Source organism: Geodermatophilus sp. SYSU D00079, assembly GCF_054050635.1.
In genome coordinates this window covers 1-20,721 of record NZ_JBJGZS010000016.1, presented here as the reverse complement: position 1 = coordinate 20,721, position 20,721 = coordinate 1, and the positions used below count along the sequence as shown (strand labels likewise).

Annotated in this window: 15 protein-coding genes; 7 read left to right on the top strand and 8 right to left on the bottom strand. The window is 77.2% G+C overall.

All coding sequences use genetic code 11. The annotated features are described in order from the left end of the window. Positions 1 to 28: 28 nt before the first annotated feature. On the bottom strand, positions 29 to 1,129 hold the full coding sequence (locus ACI79E_RS14095; RefSeq protein WP_456933179.1) for a ScyD/ScyE family protein: 1,101 nt from the start codon (positions 1,127 to 1,129) through the stop codon (positions 29 to 31). Positions 1,130 to 1,383: 254 nt separating this feature from the next. Between ACI79E_RS14095 and ACI79E_RS14090 the strand changes: the two genes are divergently transcribed. Genes ACI79E_RS14090 through ACI79E_RS14075 form a run of 4 tightly spaced genes read left to right on the top strand, consistent with a single transcriptional unit; the run spans position 1,384 to position 6,683 of the window. After that, on the top strand, positions 1,384 to 2,478 hold the full coding sequence (locus ACI79E_RS14090) for an LLM class flavin-dependent oxidoreductase (RefSeq protein ID WP_456933178.1): 1,095 nt from the start codon (positions 1,384 to 1,386) through the stop codon (positions 2,476 to 2,478). Between the two features lie 4 nt (positions 2,479 to 2,482). Further along, positions 2,483 to 4,249, top strand: a complete 1,767-nt coding sequence (locus ACI79E_RS14085) for a sigma-54-dependent Fis family transcriptional regulator (protein WP_456933177.1) — start codon at positions 2,483 to 2,485, stop codon at positions 4,247 to 4,249. A 20-nt stretch (positions 4,250 to 4,269) separates the two neighbouring features. Continuing rightward, a complete protein-coding gene (locus tag ACI79E_RS14080; protein ID WP_456933176.1) occupies positions 4,270 to 5,088 on the top strand; it encodes an SDR family NAD(P)-dependent oxidoreductase in 819 nt (272 codons plus the stop codon). A 20-nt stretch (positions 5,089 to 5,108) separates the two neighbouring features. Next, a complete protein-coding gene (locus ACI79E_RS14075) occupies positions 5,109 to 6,683 on the top strand; it encodes a hypothetical protein (RefSeq protein ID WP_456933175.1) in 1,575 nt (524 codons plus the stop codon). On the opposite strand, the gene ACI79E_RS14070 is transcribed toward ACI79E_RS14075, so the two are convergent. From ACI79E_RS14070 to ACI79E_RS14060, 3 genes are read right to left on the bottom strand one after another with little or no spacing between them, the layout of a single operon-like run. Further along, positions 6,659 to 7,600: a ribonuclease Z gene (locus ACI79E_RS14070; RefSeq protein WP_456933174.1), complete on the bottom strand. Its 942-nt coding sequence runs from the start codon at positions 7,598 to 7,600 to the stop codon at positions 6,659 to 6,661. The genes ACI79E_RS14075 and ACI79E_RS14070 overlap by 25 nt on opposite strands. Before the next feature lie 37 nt (positions 7,601 to 7,637). Beyond that, the gene (locus ACI79E_RS14065; RefSeq protein ID WP_456933173.1) at positions 7,638 to 8,756 is read right to left on the bottom strand and encodes an NDMA-dependent alcohol dehydrogenase; all 1,119 of its coding nucleotides are present in this window, start codon (positions 8,754 to 8,756) and stop codon (positions 7,638 to 7,640) included. Continuing rightward, a complete protein-coding gene (locus tag ACI79E_RS14060) occupies positions 8,753 to 9,355 on the bottom strand; it encodes a MarR family winged helix-turn-helix transcriptional regulator (RefSeq protein WP_456933172.1) in 603 nt (200 codons plus the stop codon). The genes ACI79E_RS14065 and ACI79E_RS14060 overlap by 4 nt, the downstream gene beginning before the upstream one ends. A gap of 203 nt (positions 9,356 to 9,558) precedes the next feature. On the opposite strand from ACI79E_RS14060, the gene ACI79E_RS14055 reads away from it, so the two are divergent. Beyond that, entirely contained in the window at positions 9,559 to 10,425 is an 867-nt protein-coding gene (locus ACI79E_RS14055) for an SDR family NAD(P)-dependent oxidoreductase (protein WP_456933171.1), read from the top strand. Between the two features lie 29 nt (positions 10,426 to 10,454). Here the strand turns inward: ACI79E_RS14055 and ACI79E_RS14050 are convergent, their stop codons facing one another. Further along, entirely contained in the window at positions 10,455 to 15,002 is a 4,548-nt protein-coding gene (locus ACI79E_RS14050; protein ID WP_456933258.1) for an HAD-IC family P-type ATPase, read from the bottom strand. Positions 15,003 to 15,130: 128 nt separating this feature from the next. Here ACI79E_RS14050 and ACI79E_RS14045 point away from each other — a divergent pair, with 128 nt between their 5' ends. Together ACI79E_RS14045 and ACI79E_RS14040 are read left to right on the top strand one after the other, a co-directional pair. Continuing rightward, complete coding sequence (locus ACI79E_RS14045; protein WP_456933170.1) at positions 15,131 to 16,306, top strand: LLM class flavin-dependent oxidoreductase; 1,176 nt, start codon at positions 15,131 to 15,133, stop codon at positions 16,304 to 16,306. A gap of 281 nt (positions 16,307 to 16,587) precedes the next feature. Continuing rightward, positions 16,588 to 16,971 (top strand): nuclear transport factor 2 family protein, encoded by a 384-nt coding sequence (locus tag ACI79E_RS14040; protein ID WP_456933169.1) that lies wholly within the window; start codon positions 16,588 to 16,590, stop codon positions 16,969 to 16,971. Positions 16,972 to 16,973: 2 nt separating this feature from the next. Here ACI79E_RS14040 and ACI79E_RS14035 read toward each other — a convergent pair whose 3' ends face one another. From ACI79E_RS14035 to ACI79E_RS14025, 3 genes are all read right to left on the bottom strand, one after another. Then, positions 16,974 to 17,438 (bottom strand): DUF3237 domain-containing protein, encoded by a 465-nt coding sequence (locus ACI79E_RS14035; RefSeq protein WP_456933168.1) that lies wholly within the window; start codon positions 17,436 to 17,438, stop codon positions 16,974 to 16,976. Positions 17,439 to 17,559: 121 nt separating this feature from the next. After that, positions 17,560 to 18,342, bottom strand: coding sequence for an SGNH/GDSL hydrolase family protein (locus ACI79E_RS14030; RefSeq protein WP_456933167.1), 783 nt, complete (start codon positions 18,340 to 18,342; stop codon positions 17,560 to 17,562). Beyond that, positions 18,339 to 20,600 carry a glycoside hydrolase family 3 C-terminal domain-containing protein gene (locus tag ACI79E_RS14025; protein WP_456933166.1) on the bottom strand — a complete coding sequence of 754 codons (2,262 nt, stop codon included), beginning with the start codon at positions 20,598 to 20,600 and terminating at the stop codon, positions 18,339 to 18,341. Before ACI79E_RS14025 ends, ACI79E_RS14030 begins: the two co-directional genes overlap by 4 nt. Positions 20,601 to 20,721: the final 121 nt, after the last annotated feature.

Genomic DNA, 20,721 nt, shown 5'->3' with positions numbered 1-20,721 from the left:
CGGCCGGCGTCCCCGCCCGACGCGGCGGCTACCCCGCGGACCCGAAGCTGTCGGCCCCGACGCGGACGACCTCGCCCCGGTCGGGCAGGCCGAGGAGGCCGGCGATGCCCCACGCCGAGGCGTAGAGGGTGCCGTCCTCGACCAGCAGGCCGGTCGGCATGGTCACCTGGGCGGTGGTGCGCTCGTGGCCGTCGACGCGGACGACCTCCCCGACCGTCGCCGGGTCGAAGTCCGGCGGTGGCGGGCCCTCCCCCATGGGGGCGCCCTCCAGCACGTTGGACACGTAGACGACGCCGTCGTCCACGGCGACACCGGTCGCGGAGGTGAGGCCGTCGATGACGTCCACCTGCTCGCCGCGGCGGTCCAGCACGTACACGCGGGCGGCGCCGGGCACCTCGGCGCCGAGCGTGCTGACGTAGACGGTCCCGTCGGGCCCCTGGGCCAGCCCGGTGGGCACCGGGTCGCAGCCCACCGTGCCGGGGTCGTTCGGGGCCTGCCCGCAGGCGGCGACCTCGTCGGGGCCCACGACCGGGGGCACGAAGAATGTGCTGACCTCCCCGTCGGACCGGTCCACCGCCAGGACGGCGTTGGCGCCGGCGTCGGCGACCAGGAGCCGCCCGCGCTGGGCGAGCACCGCGAAGGGGTTGGACAGCGCGTCCACCGGCACGCCGTCGACGAACTGCTCCTGACCGTCGGGGCTGGTGTCCAGCTCGTACCGGAGCAGGTCGACCTCGGACACGAGGTCCCCCTCGGTGTCGTACACGAGCACCCCGGGGCCGCCCTGGCCGATGGCCGGCGGCTGGGGCGGCGGTGCGGCGCCCCGTTCGGGTGCCGCGGCGCCCACGGCGACGTAGAGGCGCCCGTCCCGGTGGTCGGCCCCCTGCACGAACTGCAGGCCGGAGACGACCGTCTCCACCGTGCCGGTCCCCGGGTCGACCGTCGAGACCTCGCCGGAGTCGGACTCGGCGACCAGCAGCCGCCCGTCCTCGTACGCGCTCACCTGGCGCGGCCCGGACAGGCCGGACGCCACGGTCTCGATCCCGGCCTCCTGGGCACCGGCCACGCCGGCCGGGGTGGCGAGCAGCGCCACGGCGGCGGCACCGACGACGGTGCTCCGACAGGTCCTCATGGGTCCCCCTCCACTCGTGGGCGCAGGGGACGCCAGGCCCGCGCCGGACGCCGCGGAACGGCGCGTTCCGGGAACCGCTGCCCCGGGCGCGTGCCGTCGCCGGTGGTGGTCGCAGCGGGTCGTCGGGGTCCGCGGCCGCCGCCTCTCCCGCGTCTCAAGGTGAGACGATCCGGCTGCCGATCTCCCCTAGCGTCGCCCCGGGACGACCCGCGTGCTCCGAGGGCGGGCGACCGGACGACCAGGAGGCGGACGCAGTGCAGCTGGGCATCGGGATCAACCTCGGCTTCGGGAAGCTCGACCCCGACCTCACCGACCAGGAGATGTACGCCGGCGAGGTCGACCTCGCCGTCCGGGCGGAGACGCTGGGCTACGACGCGGTCTGGGCCGTCGAGCACCACTTCGAGGACTACTCGCTGTGCCCGGACAACCTGCTGCTGCTGGCCCACGTCGCCGGCCGCACCCAGCAGATCAAGCTGGGCACCGGTGCGGTGATCGTGCCCTGGAACGACCCGCTGCGGGTGGCCGAGAAGGCGCTCATGCTCGACACCCTCTCCGACGGGCGGCTGCTGCTGGGCCTGGGCCGCGGGCTGTCCCGCAGGGAGTACGTGCCCTTCCGCGTCCCGCTGGACGAGACCCGCGACCGCTTCGACGAGGCCGCCCCGATGATCTTCGAGGCGCTGGAGACCGGCGTCATCGAGGGCGAGGGCCCCTTCTACCCGCAGCCGCGCGCCGAGCTGCGCCCGCGGCCGCGCGCCTCCTTCCGCGGCCGCCGCTACGTCGTCGCCGGCTCGCCGGACTCGCTGGTCATGGCCGCGCGGCTCGAGGCGCAGATGATGTCGTTCATCGTCCGGCCGGTGCCCGCGCTCATGCCGAACTTCACCCGCTACCGCGAGCTGTTCGAGGCCGAGCACGGCCGGGTGGCCCCGCCGATCTCGCTGAACGTCAACATGTACTGCCACGAGGACGACGAGCTGGCGCGCGAGCGGCACTTCCGGTACGTGAACCGCTTCTTCATGTCCAACGTCGACCACTACGAGATGGCCGGCACGCACTTCGCCACCACCAAGGGCCACGAGCGGTACGCCGAGAGCGCGGCGTACTTCCGCGAGATCGGGCTGGAGAAGGCGGCGGACGACTACGCGGCGACGGCGCTGTGGGGCAGCCCCGAGCGGGTCCTCGGCCAGATCGAGGCGATCCGCGACGTCCTCGGGGACTACGAGCTGGTCGTCGCGCCGTGCTTCGGCGGCATGCCCTACGAGCAGGCGCAGGCCAGCCTGGAGCTGTTCGCCCGCGAGGTCATGCCGAAGGCGCGCGGCATGCGGCGCGCCCCCGTCGCCGAGGCGGCCTGACCCGGTGACGGCGTCCCCCTCCCCCGGCGGTCCGCGGGTGCCGCGGACCGCCGCGGAGTGGGACGCCGTCCGCGCGGCCAAGGCCGACCTGCTGGCCCGCGACCCGTTCACCCTGCGCCCCGCCGACGCCCCCGGCGTCCGCCCCGAGGTCGTGCGGTCGTGGCGCCGCTCGCTGCTGGCCGGGGTCGACCCGGCGGCCACCCGCTTCCCCGTCGACGAGGGCCCCGCCCCCGGCACGCGGCTGGCCGCGGTGGCCCAGCCGATCCTCGACCGGCTCGCCGACCAGATCTCCGACCTGGGCTCCTGGGGGTTCCTCACCGACCGCGCCTGCCGGCTGCTCACCACCGTCGTCGGCGAGCTGCCGCCGCCGGGCCGCTTCCAGGAGATGGACCTGCGGCCGGGCACCGTCTTCGCCGAGGACGTCATCGGCACCAACGGTCTGGGGTGCGCGCACGAGGAGCAGCGGCCGTTCCTCATCTCCGGCACCGAGCACTTCCGCACCGACAGCGAGGTGCTCACCACCACCGGCGTGATCATCCGGGACCCGTTCACGCGGCGGTACGTGGGCACGCTGGGGGTGCACTGCCGGCGGGAGTACGCCTCCGCCGCGGTGCTCCCGCTGGTCGTCGAGCTCGGCCGCTCCATCGAGGCGCAGCTGCTGGCCAGCCGCAGCGACGGCGAGCGCGAGTTCTTCGACGCCTACCTGCGCGTCGCGCGGCGCAGCCGGGGCGCCGTCGTCGGCGTGACCTCGCGGCTGTGCGTGGTGGGCACCCGCGCCCGCGAGCTGGTGCACGAGGCCGACGAGGAGCTGTTGCGCCGCCTCGCCGAGGAGACCGGACCGGCCGGCCGCACCGTGCGGCGCCGCTTGGCCGGCGGGACCACCGTCGAGGTCTCCGTGCTGCCGGTGGCCCAGCCGCGCGGGGAGTACGCCGCCGTGCTGGTCCTCGAGCCGGTCGGCGCGCCGTCGGACCGGGTGCCCGACGGGCCCGCCCGGGAGCCGGCACCGGCCGACGTCCCGGGCCGGCTGGCCCGCGCGCTCGCCGCCGGCACGCCGGTGCTGCTCACCGGCGAGCGCGGCACCGGCAAGCGGCACGAGGCGCGGACGGCACTGCGCGCGGCCGGGGGGGACGTCGTGGAGCTCGACGGTGCCCTGGCCGTCCTGGACCCCGACGCCTGGCTGCGCGCCCTGGTCGCCGCGGCGGACGGCGGGCGGCCGGTGCTGCTCGGCCACGTGACCGACCTGCCCGCCGCCCTGGCCCCCGCGGTCGCCGACCTGGTCGCGCGGGCGCGCGGTCCCCTCGTCGGCACCGCCCCCGAGGACCGCGAGGGCGGCGCGGTGCGGCTGCGCGAGGCGTTCCCCGTCGTCCTCACCGTGCCGCCCCTGCGCGACCGGCCCGGGGAGTTCGCCGGGCTGTGCCGGGCGCTGCTGGCGTCCCTGGCCGAGCGGGACGGCGGGCCGGCGACGCTGGCACCGCGGGCCGAGGCGGCCCTGCTCGCCGGCGACTGGCCGGGCAACGTGCGCCAGCTGCTCCAGGTGCTGGCCACCGCCCGCGTGCGCGCCGCCGGGCCGGAGGTCGGCCTGGAGGACCTGCCCGCCCACCACCGCCGGGCCCCGGCCGGGCGGCCGCTCGGGGAGCTCGAGCGGCTGGAGCGCCAGGCGCTGGCCGTGGCCCTGCGCGAGGCCGGCGGCGACCGCAACGCCGTCGCCGCCCGGCTCGGGATCTCCCGGGCCACCGTCTACCGCAAGCTCAAGCGCTACCAGCTGCACTGACCCCCAGGAGAGGACGACGCGTGACCCGCACCGTGGAGTTCGCCGGCACGACCGCCGTGGTGACCGGGGGCGCCTCCGGCATCGGCCGGGGCCTGGCCCGGGCGTTCCTCGACGCCGGCTGCTCGGTGGTGATCGCCGACGTCGACGAGGCCGCGCTGGCCGCCACCGCCCGGGAGCTGGGGGTCCTCGGCGTCCGCACCGACGTGACCGACCCCGACAGCGTCGCCGCCCTCGCCGACCGGGCCGTGGCCGAGTACGGGGAGGTGCACGTGGTGTGCAACAACGCCGGGGTGGGGCCGTTCGGGCCGGTCGCCCGGCTGGGCCTCCAGGACTGGCGGTGGGTGCTCGACGTCAACCTCTACGGGGTCGTGCACGGCATCCAGGCGTTCCTGCCGGTGCTGGAGCGCAACCCCGACTGGGGGCACATCGTCAACACCTCGTCCCTGTCGGTGCTGGTCACGCCCCCGGACGTGGCGCCCTACGTGGCGAGCAAGGCCGCCGTGCTGGGCATCAGCGAGGTGCTGGCCGGCGAGCTGGCCGCCGCCGGCTCCCGCGTCGGCGTCACCGCCCTGCTGCCCGGCGCGGTGCACAGCAACATCAAGGCCAGCCTGCGGACCCGGCCGGCGACCGAGGGCAGCGGGCTCTACGACGTCGACCTGGAGGAGACCGGCCGGCTGCGGTTCATCGAGCCCGAGGAGGTCGGGGCCATGGTGGTCGAGGCGGTCCGTGCCGGCGAGCTCTACGTCGTCACCCACGGGGAGTTCCGGGACCGGGCCGCCGAGCGCGCCGCGCGCCTGCAGGCCGCCTTCCCGCCGGCGCCGGTGCCCGCCGCCGGCTGAGCGCAGCCAGACTGGACGGCGTGCGGGAGGACGACGACGCGGCGTTCGCCCGGTTCGTCGCCGCGCGACGGCCGGGGCTGCTGGCCGACGCGCTGCGGCTGACCGGTGACGCCGACCGCGCGGAGGAGGCCGTCCAGGTCGCGCTGACCCGGGTGCGGCTGCGCTGGGGCCGCGGCGACCCGTCGGCGACCGCGGCGGCGGGCGTGGCCGACGCCGCCGGAGGCGGCCAGGTCCTGGAGTCCCTGGACACGGCGCCGTCCGCCCCGGCCGCGTGGCGGCGCGACGCCGCCGCCGCGGTGGCCGACGTCCGCCGCCGGGTGCGCCGCACCCGCCGGTGGCGGGCCGGCGCCGCCGGGCTCGCGGTCCTGGCCGCGGCGGCGCTCGCCGTCCCGCTGACCCGGCCCGGCGACGTGCCCGGGCCGCCGCCCGCGGCGCAGGCGCAGGAGAGCGCCGTCCTCACCGGCCCGACCCGCGGGACGCTGGCCGGGGACCGTGCCTTCCTGGACTCGGTCCGGCGGGCCGGGTGGGGGCCGGTCGCGGCCGCCCCGGTGGCCGAGCGCACGGTGGTCCTGGCCACCGACACCCCGGCCGGCCGGGTGGTGCTGGTGACCGGCACCGTGGACGAGGACCTGCGCGGCGTGTGGCTGACCGGTCCGGTCGGGGCCGCGCCGGGGCAGCTGCAGCTGCACGTCCCGCGCCGGCCGCTGGGCCCGCAGCGGCCGGCCTCGCTGCTGCTCGGCGGGCCGGGCACCGCCACCCTGGTGGTGGTCTCCGGCCGCGGCGACGTGGTCGAGGTCTCCCCGCGGCTGCAGGTCGGCCCGCGCGGCACCGTGGGCCGGGTCTACGACCCGGTGCCCGCATCCGACGGCGTGGCGGTGACCGCGGTGCCGACGACGTCCGGCGGCAGCGGGGCCAGCATCCGGGTGCTCCGCGGCGGCGTCGTCGTCGACCGCGCCGCGCCGGGGCTGGACCTCGCGGCGCGCGAGCCCGCCCCCGACCTGCCGGTGCTCGAGCCGCTGCGTCCGGTCGAGACCGCACCGGCGCCCCGGGTCGTCGCCGAGGCGCTCACCGGGCTCGCCGTCCCGCTCGGCGTCGAGCCGCCGGACCTGCTGCCGGACCTGCTGTGGTCCGGCGCGCTGCCCCTGGACGGGGTGCCCGGGTCGGTGGCGGTCCTGGTCGCCCGCAGCCCGGGCGGCGGGCTGGTGGTGACGACGTGGGCCGCTCAGGTGGGGCCCACCGGGGGCGGGCGGGCGGTGCCGTGCGGCGTGCACACCCCGCCGGGCACCGCGCCGGTCGCCGGTCTGGTGGTCGCCCGGGTGTGCGACTTCTCCTCCCCCGAGACCGAGCCCTCGGACGCCGGCCGGTGGCTGGTGGTCACCGCGCCCCCGGACGCCGCGGCCGCCGCCGTCCTCGACGACCGGGGCGGGGTGGTCGCGACGGTCGCGCTGACCGGCGGGAGCGTGGTGGTGCCGCTGCCCGAGGGCGCCGACACCGTGCGCACCCTGGACGCCCGGGGCCGGGCGGTGACCGAGGTGCCGGTCGCCGCGGCACCGGTCGCGCCCTTCGGCGACTACGGCAGCGGCCCCGTGCGCTGAGCCCCGCCCCGCGGCGGCACGGGCACCGTCTGCAGGTCGGCGGCGACCACCAGCTCGCCGTCGAACACCGCGGCCGCCTCCTCCCGGAACCGCTCCGGGTCGCGGTAGCGCTGGGAGAAGTGCGTGAGCACCAGCGTCCGGACCCCGCACCCGGCCGCGACGGTGGCGGCCTGCCGGGCGGTCAGGTGGCCGTAGGCGGTGGCCAGCTCGGCGTCCTCGGTCAGGAAGGTGGACTCGACCACCAGCAGGTCCACGCCGTCGGCCAGGGCCCAGACGGCGTCGCACAGCCGGGTGTCCATGACGAACGCGAACCGCTGGCCGGGCCGGGGGGCGCTGACGTCGGCCAGCCGCACGGTCCGGCCGCCGACGTCGAGGACGCCGGCGCGCTGCAGCCGGCCCACCTCGGGCCCGGCGACCCCGGCGGCGGCCAGGGCATCGGGCAGCATCCGGCGGCCGTCGGGCTCGACCAGCCGGTAGCCGAAGGCCTCGACCGGGTGGTCGAGGCGGCGGGCCGACAGGGTCCAGGACGGGCCCGCCGCGACCGGCCCGTCGGCGGTGAGGGGCTGCGCGCGCAGGTCGAGGACGTCGTGGAACACCGAGGCGGCCCGCAGCCGGGCGAAGTACTCCGCGCCGGACGCCGGGAAGTGCGCCGGCACCGGGTGCGGCACGCGGTCCAGGCTCATCCGCTGGACGACGCCCGGCAGGCCGAGGCAGTGGTCGCCGTGGAAGTGGGTCAGGCAGATGCGGGTGATCGCGCTGCTGGGGACGCCGGCCAGCAGCAGTTGCCGCTGCGTGCCCTCCCCGGGGTCGAACAGCAGGCCCTCGCCGTCCCAGCGCAGCAGGTAGCCGTTGTGGTTGCGCTCCCGGGTCGGCGCCTGGCTGGCGGTGCCGAGGACCACCAGCTCGCGGGCCGTCACGGCGGCGACGGTAGCGCCGCCGCCGGACGGCCGCCGCTCAGCTGTCGTGCAGGACGACCCCGCGGACGATCCTGCCCTCGTCGAGGTCCTGGTAGCCCTGGTTGATCTCGTCGAGGGTGTACCGGCGGGTGATCAGCTCCTCCAGCTTCAGCCGGCCGGCGCGGTAGAGGTCCAGCAGCCGCGGGATGTCGTACAGCGGGTTGCTCATGCCGAAGATGTGGCCCTGGATGTTCCGCTGGTAGCCGACCACCATGCCGTTGGCCCGCAGCCGGATCTGCTCGTCGTCCTGCCGGCCCACGGAGGTGAGCGTCACCTGGCCGCCCTTGCCGACGATCGCCGCGGCCGCGCCGACCACGTCGGAGGTGAGCACGCCGACGGTGCAGATGGCGTGGTCGGCGAGCTGGCCGCGGGTCATGTCGACGACGGCCTCGCGCGCCTGGCCGGCGTCGGCGAACACGTGGGTCGCGCCGAACTCCAGCGCCTTCTCGCGCTTGAAAGCGACCGGGTCGACGACGACGAGGTTCTTCGCCCCGGCGTAGGCCGCGCCCTGGACGGCGTTCATGCCGACCCCGCCGGCGCCGAAGACGACCACGGTGTCCCCGGCCCGGACCTTGGCCACGTTGACCGAGGAGCCCCAGCCGGTGGGGACGCCGCAGCCGACCAGCGCGGCCACCTCGAAGGGGATGTCCTCGTCGACGCGGACGCAGGAGGCCTCGTTGACCACGGCGCGCTGGCTGAAGGTGCCGAGCATGCAGAACCCGCCGAGGTCGTCGCCCTCGTCGTCGTGGAACCGGAAGGTGCCGTCCCCGAGCTTGCCGGTGGCCATCTCCGCGCCCCGGTCGCACAGGTTCTGCCGGCCGGTCGAGCAGTACCGGCAGACCCCGCAGGCCGGGATGAAGGAGCAGACGACGTGGTCGCCGACGGCCACGCGGGTCACCCGCTCCCCGACCGCCTCCACGACCCCGGCGCCCTCGTGCCCGCCGACCATCGGCAGCCGGGCGACGCTGTCGCCGGTGCGCAGGTGCTCGTCGGAGTGGCACATGCCGGAGGCGACGAAGCGGATGCGGACCTCGTCGGCCTGCGGCTCGTCGAGCTCCAGCTCGGTGACCACCCAGGGCTTGCCGGGCTCCCGGATGATCGCGGCGCGTGTCCTCATGCTGTCCACTCCTGGTCTCGTCGGTGGGGCCCGGCTGCCGGGGGCGGCGCGGGATCGGTCGGGCTGCCGGCGGGCGGCGCCGGACGGGGGCTCGGGACGGCCGTGGCGGCGGCGAGGGCGGGCAGGTTGGCGTGCACCCGGCGCAGCAGGGACAGCAGCTGGGCCACCTCGGCGTCGTCCAACCCGGTGAGCAGGAGCCGCTCCCGCTGCAGGGCCACGGGCACCACCCGCTTGTGCAGCTGCACGCCGGCCTCGGTGAGGTAGAGCCGCCGGAAGCCGGGGGTGGCCTCCACGCCGACCAGGCCGCGGTCGACCAGCGTCCGGACGCTGCGGCTCACCACGGACTTGTCGACCTTGAGCTCGTTGCTCACCGTCTGGGCCGTGCAGCCGGGCTCGAGGGCGAGGTGGGAGAGGACGCGCCAGTCGTTGACGCCGATGCCGAACTCGCGCAGGTAGACCTGGGAGGTCGACGAGGAGAGGACGTTGGCGATCACCGCGAGGTGGTAGGGGGCGTAGCGCTCGCGGTCGATGCGCTGCGGGACCGGCCGGCGCCGCAGCCGCTGCCCGGGACGGGCGACGGGGGCGTCGGGCTCGCGCATCGGGGCCTGCTCTCGGGGCGGGGGATCCTGCTCGGCGGTGGCCCCACCGTGGCGTGGGTCACTCCGGCTGTCAAGGTCGAGTTGCGGTCGCAACCGTCGGCCGGACTGCGGAAGAGCGCCTTGACTGCCCGTCGTCCCCGACCCAGGGTTGCGGGGTCAACGGCAGCGTCCTCCGGGACGGCGGCGGCAGGAGGCGGAACGCGATGGACGCGACGGGAACCGGTGGAGCGCGGGTCGTCGCCCCCGGCCGGGTGGCGGTGGTGACCGGCGCGGCCAGCGGCATCGGGCTGGGCCTGGCCCGCCGGTTCGCCACCGAGGGCATGAGCGTGGTGATGGCCGACGTCGAGGAGCCGGCGCTCGCCGCGGCGGCCGCCGACGTGGGCGGCACCGGGGCGCCGGTGCTCCCGGTGGTCACCGACGTCGCCGACGCGGCCTCGGTCGAGGCGCTGCGCGACGCCGCCCTGTCCGCGTTCGGGGCGGTGCACCTGGTCTGCAACAACGCCGGTGTCGGTGGCTCCCAGGACCCGCTGTGGGAGGTGCCGCTCGGCGACCTCGAGTGGGTCTTCGGCGTGAACCTGTGGGGCGTGGTGCACGGGATCCGGGCGTTCCTGCCGGTCCTCCAGCAGCAGGACGCCGCGCACGTGGTGAACACCAGCTCCGTGTTCGGGCTGTTCGCCGGCTCGCTGGGCGCCTACGGGGCGTCCAAGCACGCGGTCGTGGCGCTCACCGAGTCGCTGCACGCCCAGCTGCGGGAGGCGGGCTCGCACGTCGGCGTCACGCTGCTGTGCCCGAGCGCCGTCCGCACCAACTTCGACACCTCCTCCCGCAACCGGCCGGCGTCGGCGGGCCCGGCGACCGACACCGGCGCGGTCACCCGCGCGGCCCGCGCCGAGCTGCACGCGCGCTCCGCGCCGCCGCGGGAGCCCGAGGAGGTGGCCGAGCTGGTGGTGGACGCCATCCGCACCGGCCGCTTCTACGTGCTCACCAACTCCGCCCGGGACGCCGCGATCCGCGGGCGGGCCGAGGAGGTCATCGCCGGCGGGCCGCCCACTCCCCCGCTCTCCTGGTGACCGCGCGCTCCCGCTGACCCCGCGGCCGGTCAGCCGCCCGACCGGCCGCGGTACCGCTGGACCAGGACCGGCACGACCTCTGCACCGGCGGTGCCGGCCGCGGCCCAGCCGAGCACGACCAGCCACGACAGCGGGTCCAGCGGGGTGCACCCGAAGAACCGGCTGACCCCGGGCGTGGAGACGACGCCGACGAGCACCGCCAGCGAGCCCGCGGCGGTGGCCAGCACCAGCGGGCTGCGGCGTCCGGCCCAGGCGGTCTGGCCGAGCTGGGTGGTGATGAGCGCGGCCAGCCCCATGGTGCCGGCGCGGCCGGCCGGCCCGGTCAGCCGCCCGGCGGCCCAGGCCCCGGTCGCCCCGGCCGCGGTCGCCGCGCCCCGCACCAGCACCATCCGGCGCACGCCGGCGGAGAAGCCACGCTGCGGCCCCGCGCGCAGCACCGCCTCCAGCGGGTGCCCGGCCAGCGGCCCGTCGGACTGCTCGAGGACCGCCGACCGCGGGGCGGCGACGGCGACCGCCAGGGCGGGGAACATGTCGGTGAGCAGGTTGACCAGCAGCAGCTGGCGGGTGCCCAGCGGCGCCCGGCCGCCGAACGCCGTGCCCAGGACGGTGAAGGTCACCTCGCCGGCGTTGCCGCCGACCAGGATGGAGACCGCGTCCCGCACCCGCAGCCACATGGCCCGGCCCTCGCCGATGGCGTCGACCAGCCGGGTCAGGTCCAGGTCGGTGAGGACGAGGTCGGCCGCGGCGCGGGCCGCCGGGGACTCCGCGCCGGAGACGCCGACGCCGACGTCGGCCAGCCGGATCGCGGCGGCGTCGTTCACGCCGTCCCCGGTCATGGCGAGGGTGGCACCGGCCCGGCGCAGCGCACCGACCAGCGACACCTTCTGCTCGGGCGACAGGCGGGCGAAGACGGTGCCCTCGCGCACCATGCGGGCGCGCTCGGCGTCGGAGGCCCGGGCCAGCTGGGCGCCGGTGACCACCCGGTCGGCGCCGGGGACGCCGGCCTGCGCGGCGATCGCGCCCGCGGTCTCGGGGTGGTCGCCGGTGGCCAGGACCACCCGGACACCGGCGGCGCGCAGCTGCTCGATCGCGGCCACCGACGAGGTCCGCAGGGTGTCGGCCAGGCCGACCAGCCCGCGCAGGCGCAGGTCCTGGGCGGCGGCGTCCAGGTCGTCGGGGACGCCGTCGACGTCCCGGTCGGCGACGGCGAGCACCCGCAGCCCGTCGGCGGCCAGCTCCTGCACCGCCGCCCGCACGTCCGGCGCCCCGGCACAGCGGGCCGCGACCACCTCCGGCGCACCCTTGACCACCAGCCGCCCGTCGCGGACCCCGGCCGAGAACCCGCGCTCGGCGGCGAAGGGCACGCAGGCGTCGCACTCCCCCTCGCCGGCCAGCCCGCGCTCGGTGGCCGCCTCGACGACCGCGCGGTCGGTCTCGTGCGCCTGCGCGTCGCCGTTGGCCACGCTGGCCGCGGCCAGCCGCAGGACGTCGTCCTCACCGGTGTCGTCGTCCACCGGGTGCAGCCGGGCCACCCGCAGCCGGTTCTCGGTGAGGGTGCCGGTCTTGTCGAAGCAGACGGTGTCCACCCGGCCGAGCGCCTCCAGCACGCGGGCGCTGCGGACGACGGCGCCGCGGCGGGACAGCCGGCGGGCGGCGGCCTGCTGCGCCACCGTGGCGACCAGCGGCAGCCCCTCCGGGACGGCGGCGACCGCGACGGCGACCCCGGCCCGGACCGCCTCCCGCAGCGGGCGCCGCCACAGCACGCCGAGCGCGGTGACCGCGGCCCCGCCGGCGAGGGTCAGCGGCAGCACCGCCCGCGTGAGCTCGGCGAGCCGGGCCTGCACGCCGGCCGGGGGCGCGGCGCCGCCGGCGGCACGGGCGGCGCGCCCGGCCTGGGTGGCCGGCCCGACGGCGACGACGACCGCCCGGCCGCTGCCGGCCACCACGGTGGTGCCGTCGAAGAGCATGCAGGTCCGGTCGGCGACGTCGGCGCCGGGCGTGGCCGGGACGGACTTGGCCACCGGCAGCGACTCGCCGGTCAGGTTGGACTCGTCGACCTCCAGGTCGGTGGCCTCCAGCAGCCGGGCGTCGGCGGCCACGACGTCACCGGCGCCGACGCGGACGACGTCGCCGACCCGCAGGGCACCACCGGGGACGTCCTCGCTGCCGCCGTCGGTCTCGCGGTGCACCGTCACGTCCTGCTCCAGCAGCAGCGCCTCCAGCGCGGCCTCCGCCCTCAGCCGCTGCAACCCGCTGACCAGGGCGTTCATGACGGTGACGCCACCGACCAGCAGGGCGTCGGTGTTCTCCCCGAGCGCGGCGGTCGCGGCGGCGCCGGTGGCCAGCACGGGAGTGAGCGGATCGGCGAGCTCGGCGGCGACGGTGCGCACGAACCGGGCGGGCAGCCGGATGACGGCGAGGTCGCCCACCACGCGGGCGGCCACGGCCAGGCGGCCGGGGGGCTGGTCGTCCGGGCGGGGCAGGCCGGACACGCGGGCGAGCACGTCGTCGGGGTCCAGCGCGTGCCAGGGGGTGTGCACCGCCGGGGGCGGCCCGGGACGGCGGGCGGCCCGGACGGCGGTCCACGCGCCGTCGACCAGGGCCGCGGTGCTGGCCGTCTTCCCGGGGGTGGTGGCCTTGGCCTGCCCGTACCGGGCGCTGCCGACCGCGGCGAGCAGCCCGCCGAGCACGTTGCCGGTGACCGCGGTGGTCACCGACCGGCGGCTCACCGCGCGGGCCGGGACGGTGGCGTCGACGAGGGCGCAGGCGTCGACCAGGCCCGCCCGGGTGACCAGGTCCGCGCCCCACGGGGGGGCGCAGCCGGGCAGCACGGGGGCGACGGCGACGTCGGCGGCCATGAGCGCGGGGCCGTCGGCGGCGGAGACCAGCAGCACGGCCCGCCCGTCGGCCTGCAGCCGCCGCACCGTCTCGACCAGCGGCTCGCGGGCGGGCGCCACCTCGTCGGCGGCCCCGGCGAGGTCGCGGGTGCCGACGTGCGGGGTGAGCACCAGCCGGTGACCGGCCCGGTTGGCGGCGGACAGCAGCGCCTCGGCGTGCGGGTCGGGCTCGGGGGCGACGGTCACCTCGCCGACCCGGCGGCGGCCCTCGAGCAGGCTGCGCACCTCCCCGCCCTCGGCGCCGGGAGCGCTGCGGGCCGGCCCGAGCCGGAGCCGGTCGTCGCTCCCGCCGCGGGCACCGAGGAGCCGGACCGCGGCGGTCCACACCCCGGCGTCGTCCCAGCCGTCGGCGGTGGCGCGCGCCTCGATGACCACCGGCGGGCCGGTGCACAGCGTGGCGCCGTCGACGACGACGGTGTCGACCCGGTCGAGCCGCCGATAGGCCGCGCCGTCCATGGGGAGCACACCGCGCCGGCACATGAGCAGGTCGAGGGTGGCGGCGAAGGACTCCCGGCCGAGGCCGGCGGCCTTCGGGTTCTGCGCCTTGAGCATGTCCGCCGAGCGGCCGGGGTTGCCGGTGAGCGGCAGCAGGCCGAGGGTGGCCCCGAGGGCGACCTGCTCCACGCGGGCGCGGTAGGTCTCGACCGGACCGGGCGGCAGGGGCACCGGGCGCGGGCCGGGTGGCTGCAGCGGCTGGCCGTCGTCGTCCGGCTCGGGCCCGCACAGCTCCGGCTCCCGCCGCTGCCAGACCTGGCGCCGGGCCCGCATCTCCACCGCCTGCTGCAGCGCGGCGGCGGCGTTGAGCGCGGGGATGGTGGGGCTCTGGGTCAGCGCGTGCAGCAGCGCACTGGTGCCGTTGAACAGCAGGTCGGTGCCGATGACGCCGATCCGCGCCTCCAGCCCGTTGCGGATCCACCGCTGGCTGTCGAGCAGGGCGATGGTGAGCGTGGCGTGCCGGGACAGCGCCGGCACCGGCAGCGCCTTGCCGAGGTAGGCGACGCCGACCGCCGTGACGTCGACGACGGCCGCCACCACGGCGCTCAGCAGCGGTTCGAGGTCGGCGGGGTGCTCGACCGACTGCGGGAACACCTGCCGTCCGCCGCGCGCCTGCTCGATCGCGGTGACCGCGCCGACGACGTCCTCGACGCGCACCCGCCGGTCGTCGACGGCGACCAGCACCCGGCCGACGACGTCGTTGACCGTCGCCCACTGGACGCCCTCCAGCCGCTCCAGCTGGTGGCGCAGGGCCCGGCGGACCTCCGGCTGGTCCTCCGCGGAGGGGGCGGCGACCTCGACCTGGACGTGCCCGTGGTCGGCCCACACGCGCCGGGTGTGCCGCGACCGCGGCGGCTCCACCATCCCCTTCACGGCGCCGACCAGGGAGTGCAGGTGGCCGTCGGGGATCGGGTCGGCGCCGGTCAGCACCGTGCCGACGGCCCGGGTGACGGGGACCGCCGCGGCCCGGGCCAGGTGCAGCGACCCGTCGGCGACCGCCGAGCCGGCCCCGGCGGCGACCCCGGCGGCGGCGCGGGCCACCCGGGCCGTCGCGCGCGCCGGCTCGGCGAGCAGCCCGGCGGTGACCACCGCCGGGGCGGCGGCCAGCACCGCGCCGGCCGCGGCGAGACGGACGGCGGTCTCCGCCGCACCGCGCGCTGCCTGGATCCGGCGCAGCAGGGCCATCGGCACCCCTCGAACGGTGGTCCCGGAACGGTACGCCGCCGGAACCGGATCGGCCCGTCCGCGAGGGTCCCGCGCACGGTGTGACGCACGTTACTTTCTGCTCAGTCGACCGACACCCAGGAGGATCCATGGACAGGCTGCGCTTCGGCACCTTCCTCGCCCCGTTCCACCCCGCCGGCGAGAACCCGACCCTCGCGTTGCAGCGGGACCTGGAGCTGGTCGAGCACCTGGACCGGCTCGGCTACGACGAGGCCTGGATCGGCGAGCACCACTCGGCCGGCACCGAGATCATCGCCTCGCCGGAGATCTTCATCGCCGCGGCCGCCGAGCGGACCCGCCACATCAAGCTCGGCACCGGCGTCACCTCGATCGCGTACCACAACCCGCTGTGGGTGGCCGAGCGCATGGTGCTGCTGGACCACCTGACCCGCGGCCGGGCGATGCTGGGCTGCGGCCCCGGCTCCCTGCCCACCGACTCGATGATGCTCGGGCTCAACCCCACCGAGACCCGCGAGCTGCTCGAGGTCGACCTCGACATCATCATGCGGCTGCTGCGCGGCGAGACGGTCACCCAGCAGACCCGCACGCACAACCTGGTCGACGCCCGGCTGCACCTGCGGCCCTACACCGAGCCGCACTTCGAGGTGGCGGTCGCGGCCGTCGCCTCCCCCACCGGACCGCGGATGGCCGGCCGGCACGGGATCGGGCTGCTGTCGATCGGCGCCACCCTGTCCAAGGAGGGCTTCGACGCCCTGGCCCACCACTGGAACGTCGTCCAGGAGCGGGCGGCCCACTTCGGCCAGTCGGTGTCCCGCCGGGACTGGCGGCTGGTCGGGCTCATGCACATCGCCGAGACCCGCGAGCAGGCCTATGCCGACGTCCAGTACGGCATCGAGACGTGGTTCCGGTACTTCCAGAAGACCGCCGCGTTCCCGCAGATGGCCGTCGAGGGCGGCGACGCCAAGGAGATGATCGACTTCATCAACGAGGCCGGCATCGGGGCGATCGGCACCGTCGAGGACGCCCGCGCGCAGGTGCAGCGGCTGTGGGACCAGTCCGGCGGCTTCGGCTGCATGCTGCTGCTGGGCCACGAGTGGGCCAACCCGCAGGCGACCCGGCGCTCGTGGGAGCTGATCGCCCAGCACGTCATGCCGCACTTCCAGGGCGGCGAGGTCAGCCACGCCCAGCAGACGCTGGGCTGGAAGGAGTTCGCCGGCGGCAAGCGCGAGGACTACGCCGCCCAGCAGATGCAGGCGGTGGCCACGATGACCGAGCGGTACGAGAAGGAGAAGGCCGAGGGCTAGGACGCCGTCCCCCGCCGGCCCCGCACGCGGGGCCGGCGGGTCCAGCCGGTCTCCTTCCGCGGTGCGGGCGCGGCCGCGTCGGGGGTCGGGGACGGCGGGACGTCGTCGTCCACGACGAGCTCGTGGCGGCGCCGTGGGTCCCCACCACCGCCAGGGCGGCGGCCACCACGGCGACGGCGCTGTCCGCGCCCATGGGCCCGGACGGCGCCGTCCCGCCGGGCCGCACGCGCGGGTCGCCGTCCACGCGGCGCGAGTCGGCCCCCTCCGGCCAGGATGGGGGCATGACGAGCCGGGACGACGACGTGCAGGCGGTGCTCGCAGCGGAGGACCGCCGCTACCGGGCGATGGTGGACGGCGACCTCGCCGCGCTGGACGAGCTGCTCGCGCCCGGGGCGAGCTACGCGCACTCCAGCGGCGTCCGGGACACCAAGGAGGAGTACCTGGCCAAGCTGCGCTCCCGCTACTACGTCTACCGGACGGTCGAGCACCCGGTGGAGCGGGTGGAGGTGGCCGGGGACGCCGCGATCGTGGTGGGCCGGATGACCGCCGACGTCGACGTCGACGGGGTGCCCAAGACGATCGACGCCCTGGCGCTGGCGGTGTGGACCCGCGCCGGGGGCGACTGGCGGATGCTGGCCTACGCGCCGACCCGGCTGCCGGACTGAGCTCAGCCCACCCGGAAGAAGTCGAAGACCACCGCCGCCGGGTGGCGGACGCCGGAGCCGACGAACACGTGTGAGGTCAGCACCGCCAGGCGCGGCGCGGAGGTCTCGAACCGCGGGGTGGAGCGGAAGTAGATCCGGGACGGGTCGACCGGGAGGTCCTGGCGCAGCCGGGCGATGTCCTCCGCGGAGCCGGTGCGCAGGCCGGTGTTCTCGACGTAGACCCGCTCCCCCTCGTCGGTCTCGATGACGTAGCGGGCCTCGGCGACGGTCTCGGTCTCGGTGCGGATCACCTGGAAGTCCGCGCCGCCGGGCAGCACCCGGCCGGTCAGCAGCGGCCCCGACACGGTGCCGCCGGTGATCGGGACGACCCGCCGGTGCCCGGCCGGCGTCGGCCCGATCTCGACCGGCCGGTCGACGGTCACCTCGAGGTGCAGGACGTGCTCGAGCGGGGGCGGGACGACGGTCATGCCGTCACCCTGCCAAGACGCGTGGAGCCGGGCACGCGGGGCGTCGCACCCCCGGTCCGACGCGGACGACCACCCCGAGGCCCTGTCGGCGTGGTCGTCGCCGCGCCGGCGGCGCGGCCGGTCAGGAGCGCAGGTGGTCGACCAGGGCGTCGGCGACGGCCCCCATCCCGGCGGCGTTGGGGTGGTAGGGCACGAGCCCGCCGGCCAGCAGGTCGCCGAACGCCCAGCCGGTCACCCACGGCTCGGGCGCGCAGACGTGGTGGTCGCGGCTGAGCGCCGACGCCGCGAGCAGCTCCACGCCCGTCGCCTGCGCGGCCGTGGCGGTGGCCTCGGCCAGCCGCTCGGCCACCGACCGGCAGAAGGCGAGGTCGTCGTCGGTCATCGGCAGGTCCGGGCACGGCCCGTCCGGCGGCAGGACGGTCAGGTAGTCCACCAAGACGACGCGGGCGCGCGGTGCCCGGTCGCGCACGGCGGTCACCATGCCGGCCAGCTTCCCGGGCAGCCGCGTCAGCGCCGTCTCGACGGCCCCACGGTCGACCGGCACCCCGAGGAACGCCCGCAACGCGTTCGGCGCGGCCTCCGGCGCCACCCGGGAGGAGCTGCGCAGCAGGGTCAGCAGGTACTCGACGTCGTTGCCGCCGGCGGTCACCGTCACGAGCTCGGCGGTGGCGTCGACGGCTCCGATCTGGGGCGGCACGCTGCCGCCGGCCAGCAGGAGCTGGGCGGCACCGACGACGTCGTCGACCGTGGCCCCGCCGCAGGAGACGTCCACGAGGTCCAGGCCCAGCCGGTCGGCGACCAGGCGCGGGTAGTTCGCGCCCGACCGGGCGCAGCCCGCGTCGAGGACCGGCTCGACGCCGGGCCCGGAGGCGAACGAGCTGCCCAGCGCGACGTACCGGGTCACGGCCGGCCCACCCGCTCGGCGCGGGCCGCGGCCGCGCGGGCCACCAGGCGCTCCAGCTCGCCGGCCGGGACGGCGGCGCCCAGGTCGGCGACGAACCGGTGCATCGGCATCGACCCGACCATCCGCAGCATGCCGAGCCCGGCCTCGGTGGACGGCGGGGGCAGGTCGGGCAGCCACACCGCGAAGCCCTCTGCCAGCTCGGCCCCCACGACCGGGTGGCCGAGCCACTCCTGCACCGACGAGTCCAGCGTGAGCGCGGGCAGCAGCTCGTCGCCGGCCAGCGTCACCGTCGCCGAGGCCAGGACGTCGACGGCGCTGGCGCAGACCTGCACCGCGTACTCGCCGGGCGCCACCACCCAGTCGCCCTCGCGGACGTCCCAGTAGGCGAAGGCGCGGCGGTCCAGGTCGAGGGTGACCGTGCGCCGTTCGCCGGGCGCGAGCAGGACGGAGGTGAACGCGCGCAGCTCCCGGGCCGGACGGCGGACCGGTCCGGCCGACGTCGCCACGTACACCTGCACCACGTGCCGGCCGGCGCGGTCGCCGGTGTCGGCCACGGTCACCGACAGCCGGACGGTGTCGTCGCCGGTGGCCACGACCTGCAGGTCACCCGTCGTGAACGTCGTGTAGCTCAGCCCGTGCCCGAAGGGGTACCGCACCGGCCGGTCCAGCGTGGTGAACCCGCGGTAGCCGACCATGACGCCCTCGCCGTACCGGACGTGACCCTGCTCCCCCGGGAAGTTCAGGGCGCTCGGGACGTCCGCCAGACGCAGCGGGATGGTCTCGGCGAGGTGGCCCGAGGGGTTCGCGACCCCGTACAGCAGGTCGGCCAGCGCGCCGCCGCCGGCCTGGCCGAGCAGGAAGCCCTCCAGCACGGCGTCCACCTCGTCGTGCCAGCCCTCCAGCGAGACCACCCCGCCGTGGGAGAGGACGACGACCGTGCGGGGCGCCACCGCGGCGACGGCCCGGATGAGCTCGACCTGGCCGGCGGGCAGGTCGAGGGACTCCCGGTCGAAGCCCTCGGACTCCTCGGCCTCCCCGAGCCCGGCGAACACGACGGTGACCTCGGCGGACCGGGCGAGCGCGACCGCCTCCTCCCGCAGCGCGGCGGCGTCCCCCGCCCCGTCGAGGGCGAACCCGGGGGCGAAGGGCACCTCGACGCCGGCCAGCTCCTGGACGGCGTCCAGCGCGGCCTCGACCCGGGTGGCGTGGACGTGCGAGCTGCCGCCGCCCTGGAACCGCGGCGTCCGGGCGAACTCCCCGACGACGGCGACCCGCGTGCCCGGCGCGAGCGGCAGGGTGCCGCGCTCGTTGCGCAGCAGGACGGCGCACCGCGCGGCCAGCTCCCGGGCCAGCGCGTGGTGGCCGTCGACGTCGAACCCGTCGGTGACCGGACCGGCGAACCGAGCGAGGGCCGCCACCCGGGCGGCGCTCGTGTCGACGGCGGACTCGTCGAGCTCGCCGTCCCGCACCGCCTCGACCACCCGGCGGTCCCCGGCGCCCCGGTCGCCGGGCATCTGCAGGTCCAGCCCGGCGGCGAGGGCGGCGACGCGGTCGTCGACCGCACCCCAGTCGGAGACGACGACGCCCTCGAAGCCCCACTGCTCGCGGAGCACCCCGGTCAGCAGGTCGCGGTGCTGGGAGGCGTAGACGCCGTTGACCCGGTTGTAGGCGCACATGACCGTGGCCGGCCGCGCCTCGGTGACGACCCGCTCGAAGGCCGGCAGGTAGACCTCCCGCAGCGTCCGCTCGTCGACGTCGGCGCTGATCTGCATCCGGTCGGTCTCCTGGTTGTTCGCGGCGAAGTGCTTGACCGACGCGCCGACGCCCTCGCCCTGCTGGCCCCGGACGTGGGCCGCCCCGAGCACGCCGGCCAGCAGCGGGTCCTCCGCGTAGTACTCGAAGTTCCGGCCGCACAGCGGCGAGCGCTTCATGTTCACGCCCGGGCCGAGGACGACGTGCACCCCGAGCGCCCGCGCCTCCCGCCCGATCGCGGCCCCGATCCGCTCGGCGACCTCCGGGTCCCAGCTCGAGCCCACGGCGACCGCCGGCGGGAAGCAGGTGGCCGGGACGTTGCGGTGGATGCCGATCGTGTCGAAGGCGCCCTCCTGGCGGCGGACGCCGTGCGGCCCGTCGGTGAGCACGATCGACGGCAGGCCGGCCGCCTCCACCGGTTCCGTGGTCCAGGAGTCGCGGCCGGAGAGGAGGGCGGCCCGCTGCTCGAGGGTCAGGCCGGCGGGCAGTGCGGGGACGTCGGTCACGGACGCGAGCATGCCCACCGCCGCCGGGGGGGGGGGGGGGGGGGGGGGGGCGCGCCCCCGGCGGCCCCCCCCGCGCCCCCCCCCCCCGCCCCCCGCCCCCCCGGCGCCCCCCCCCACGACC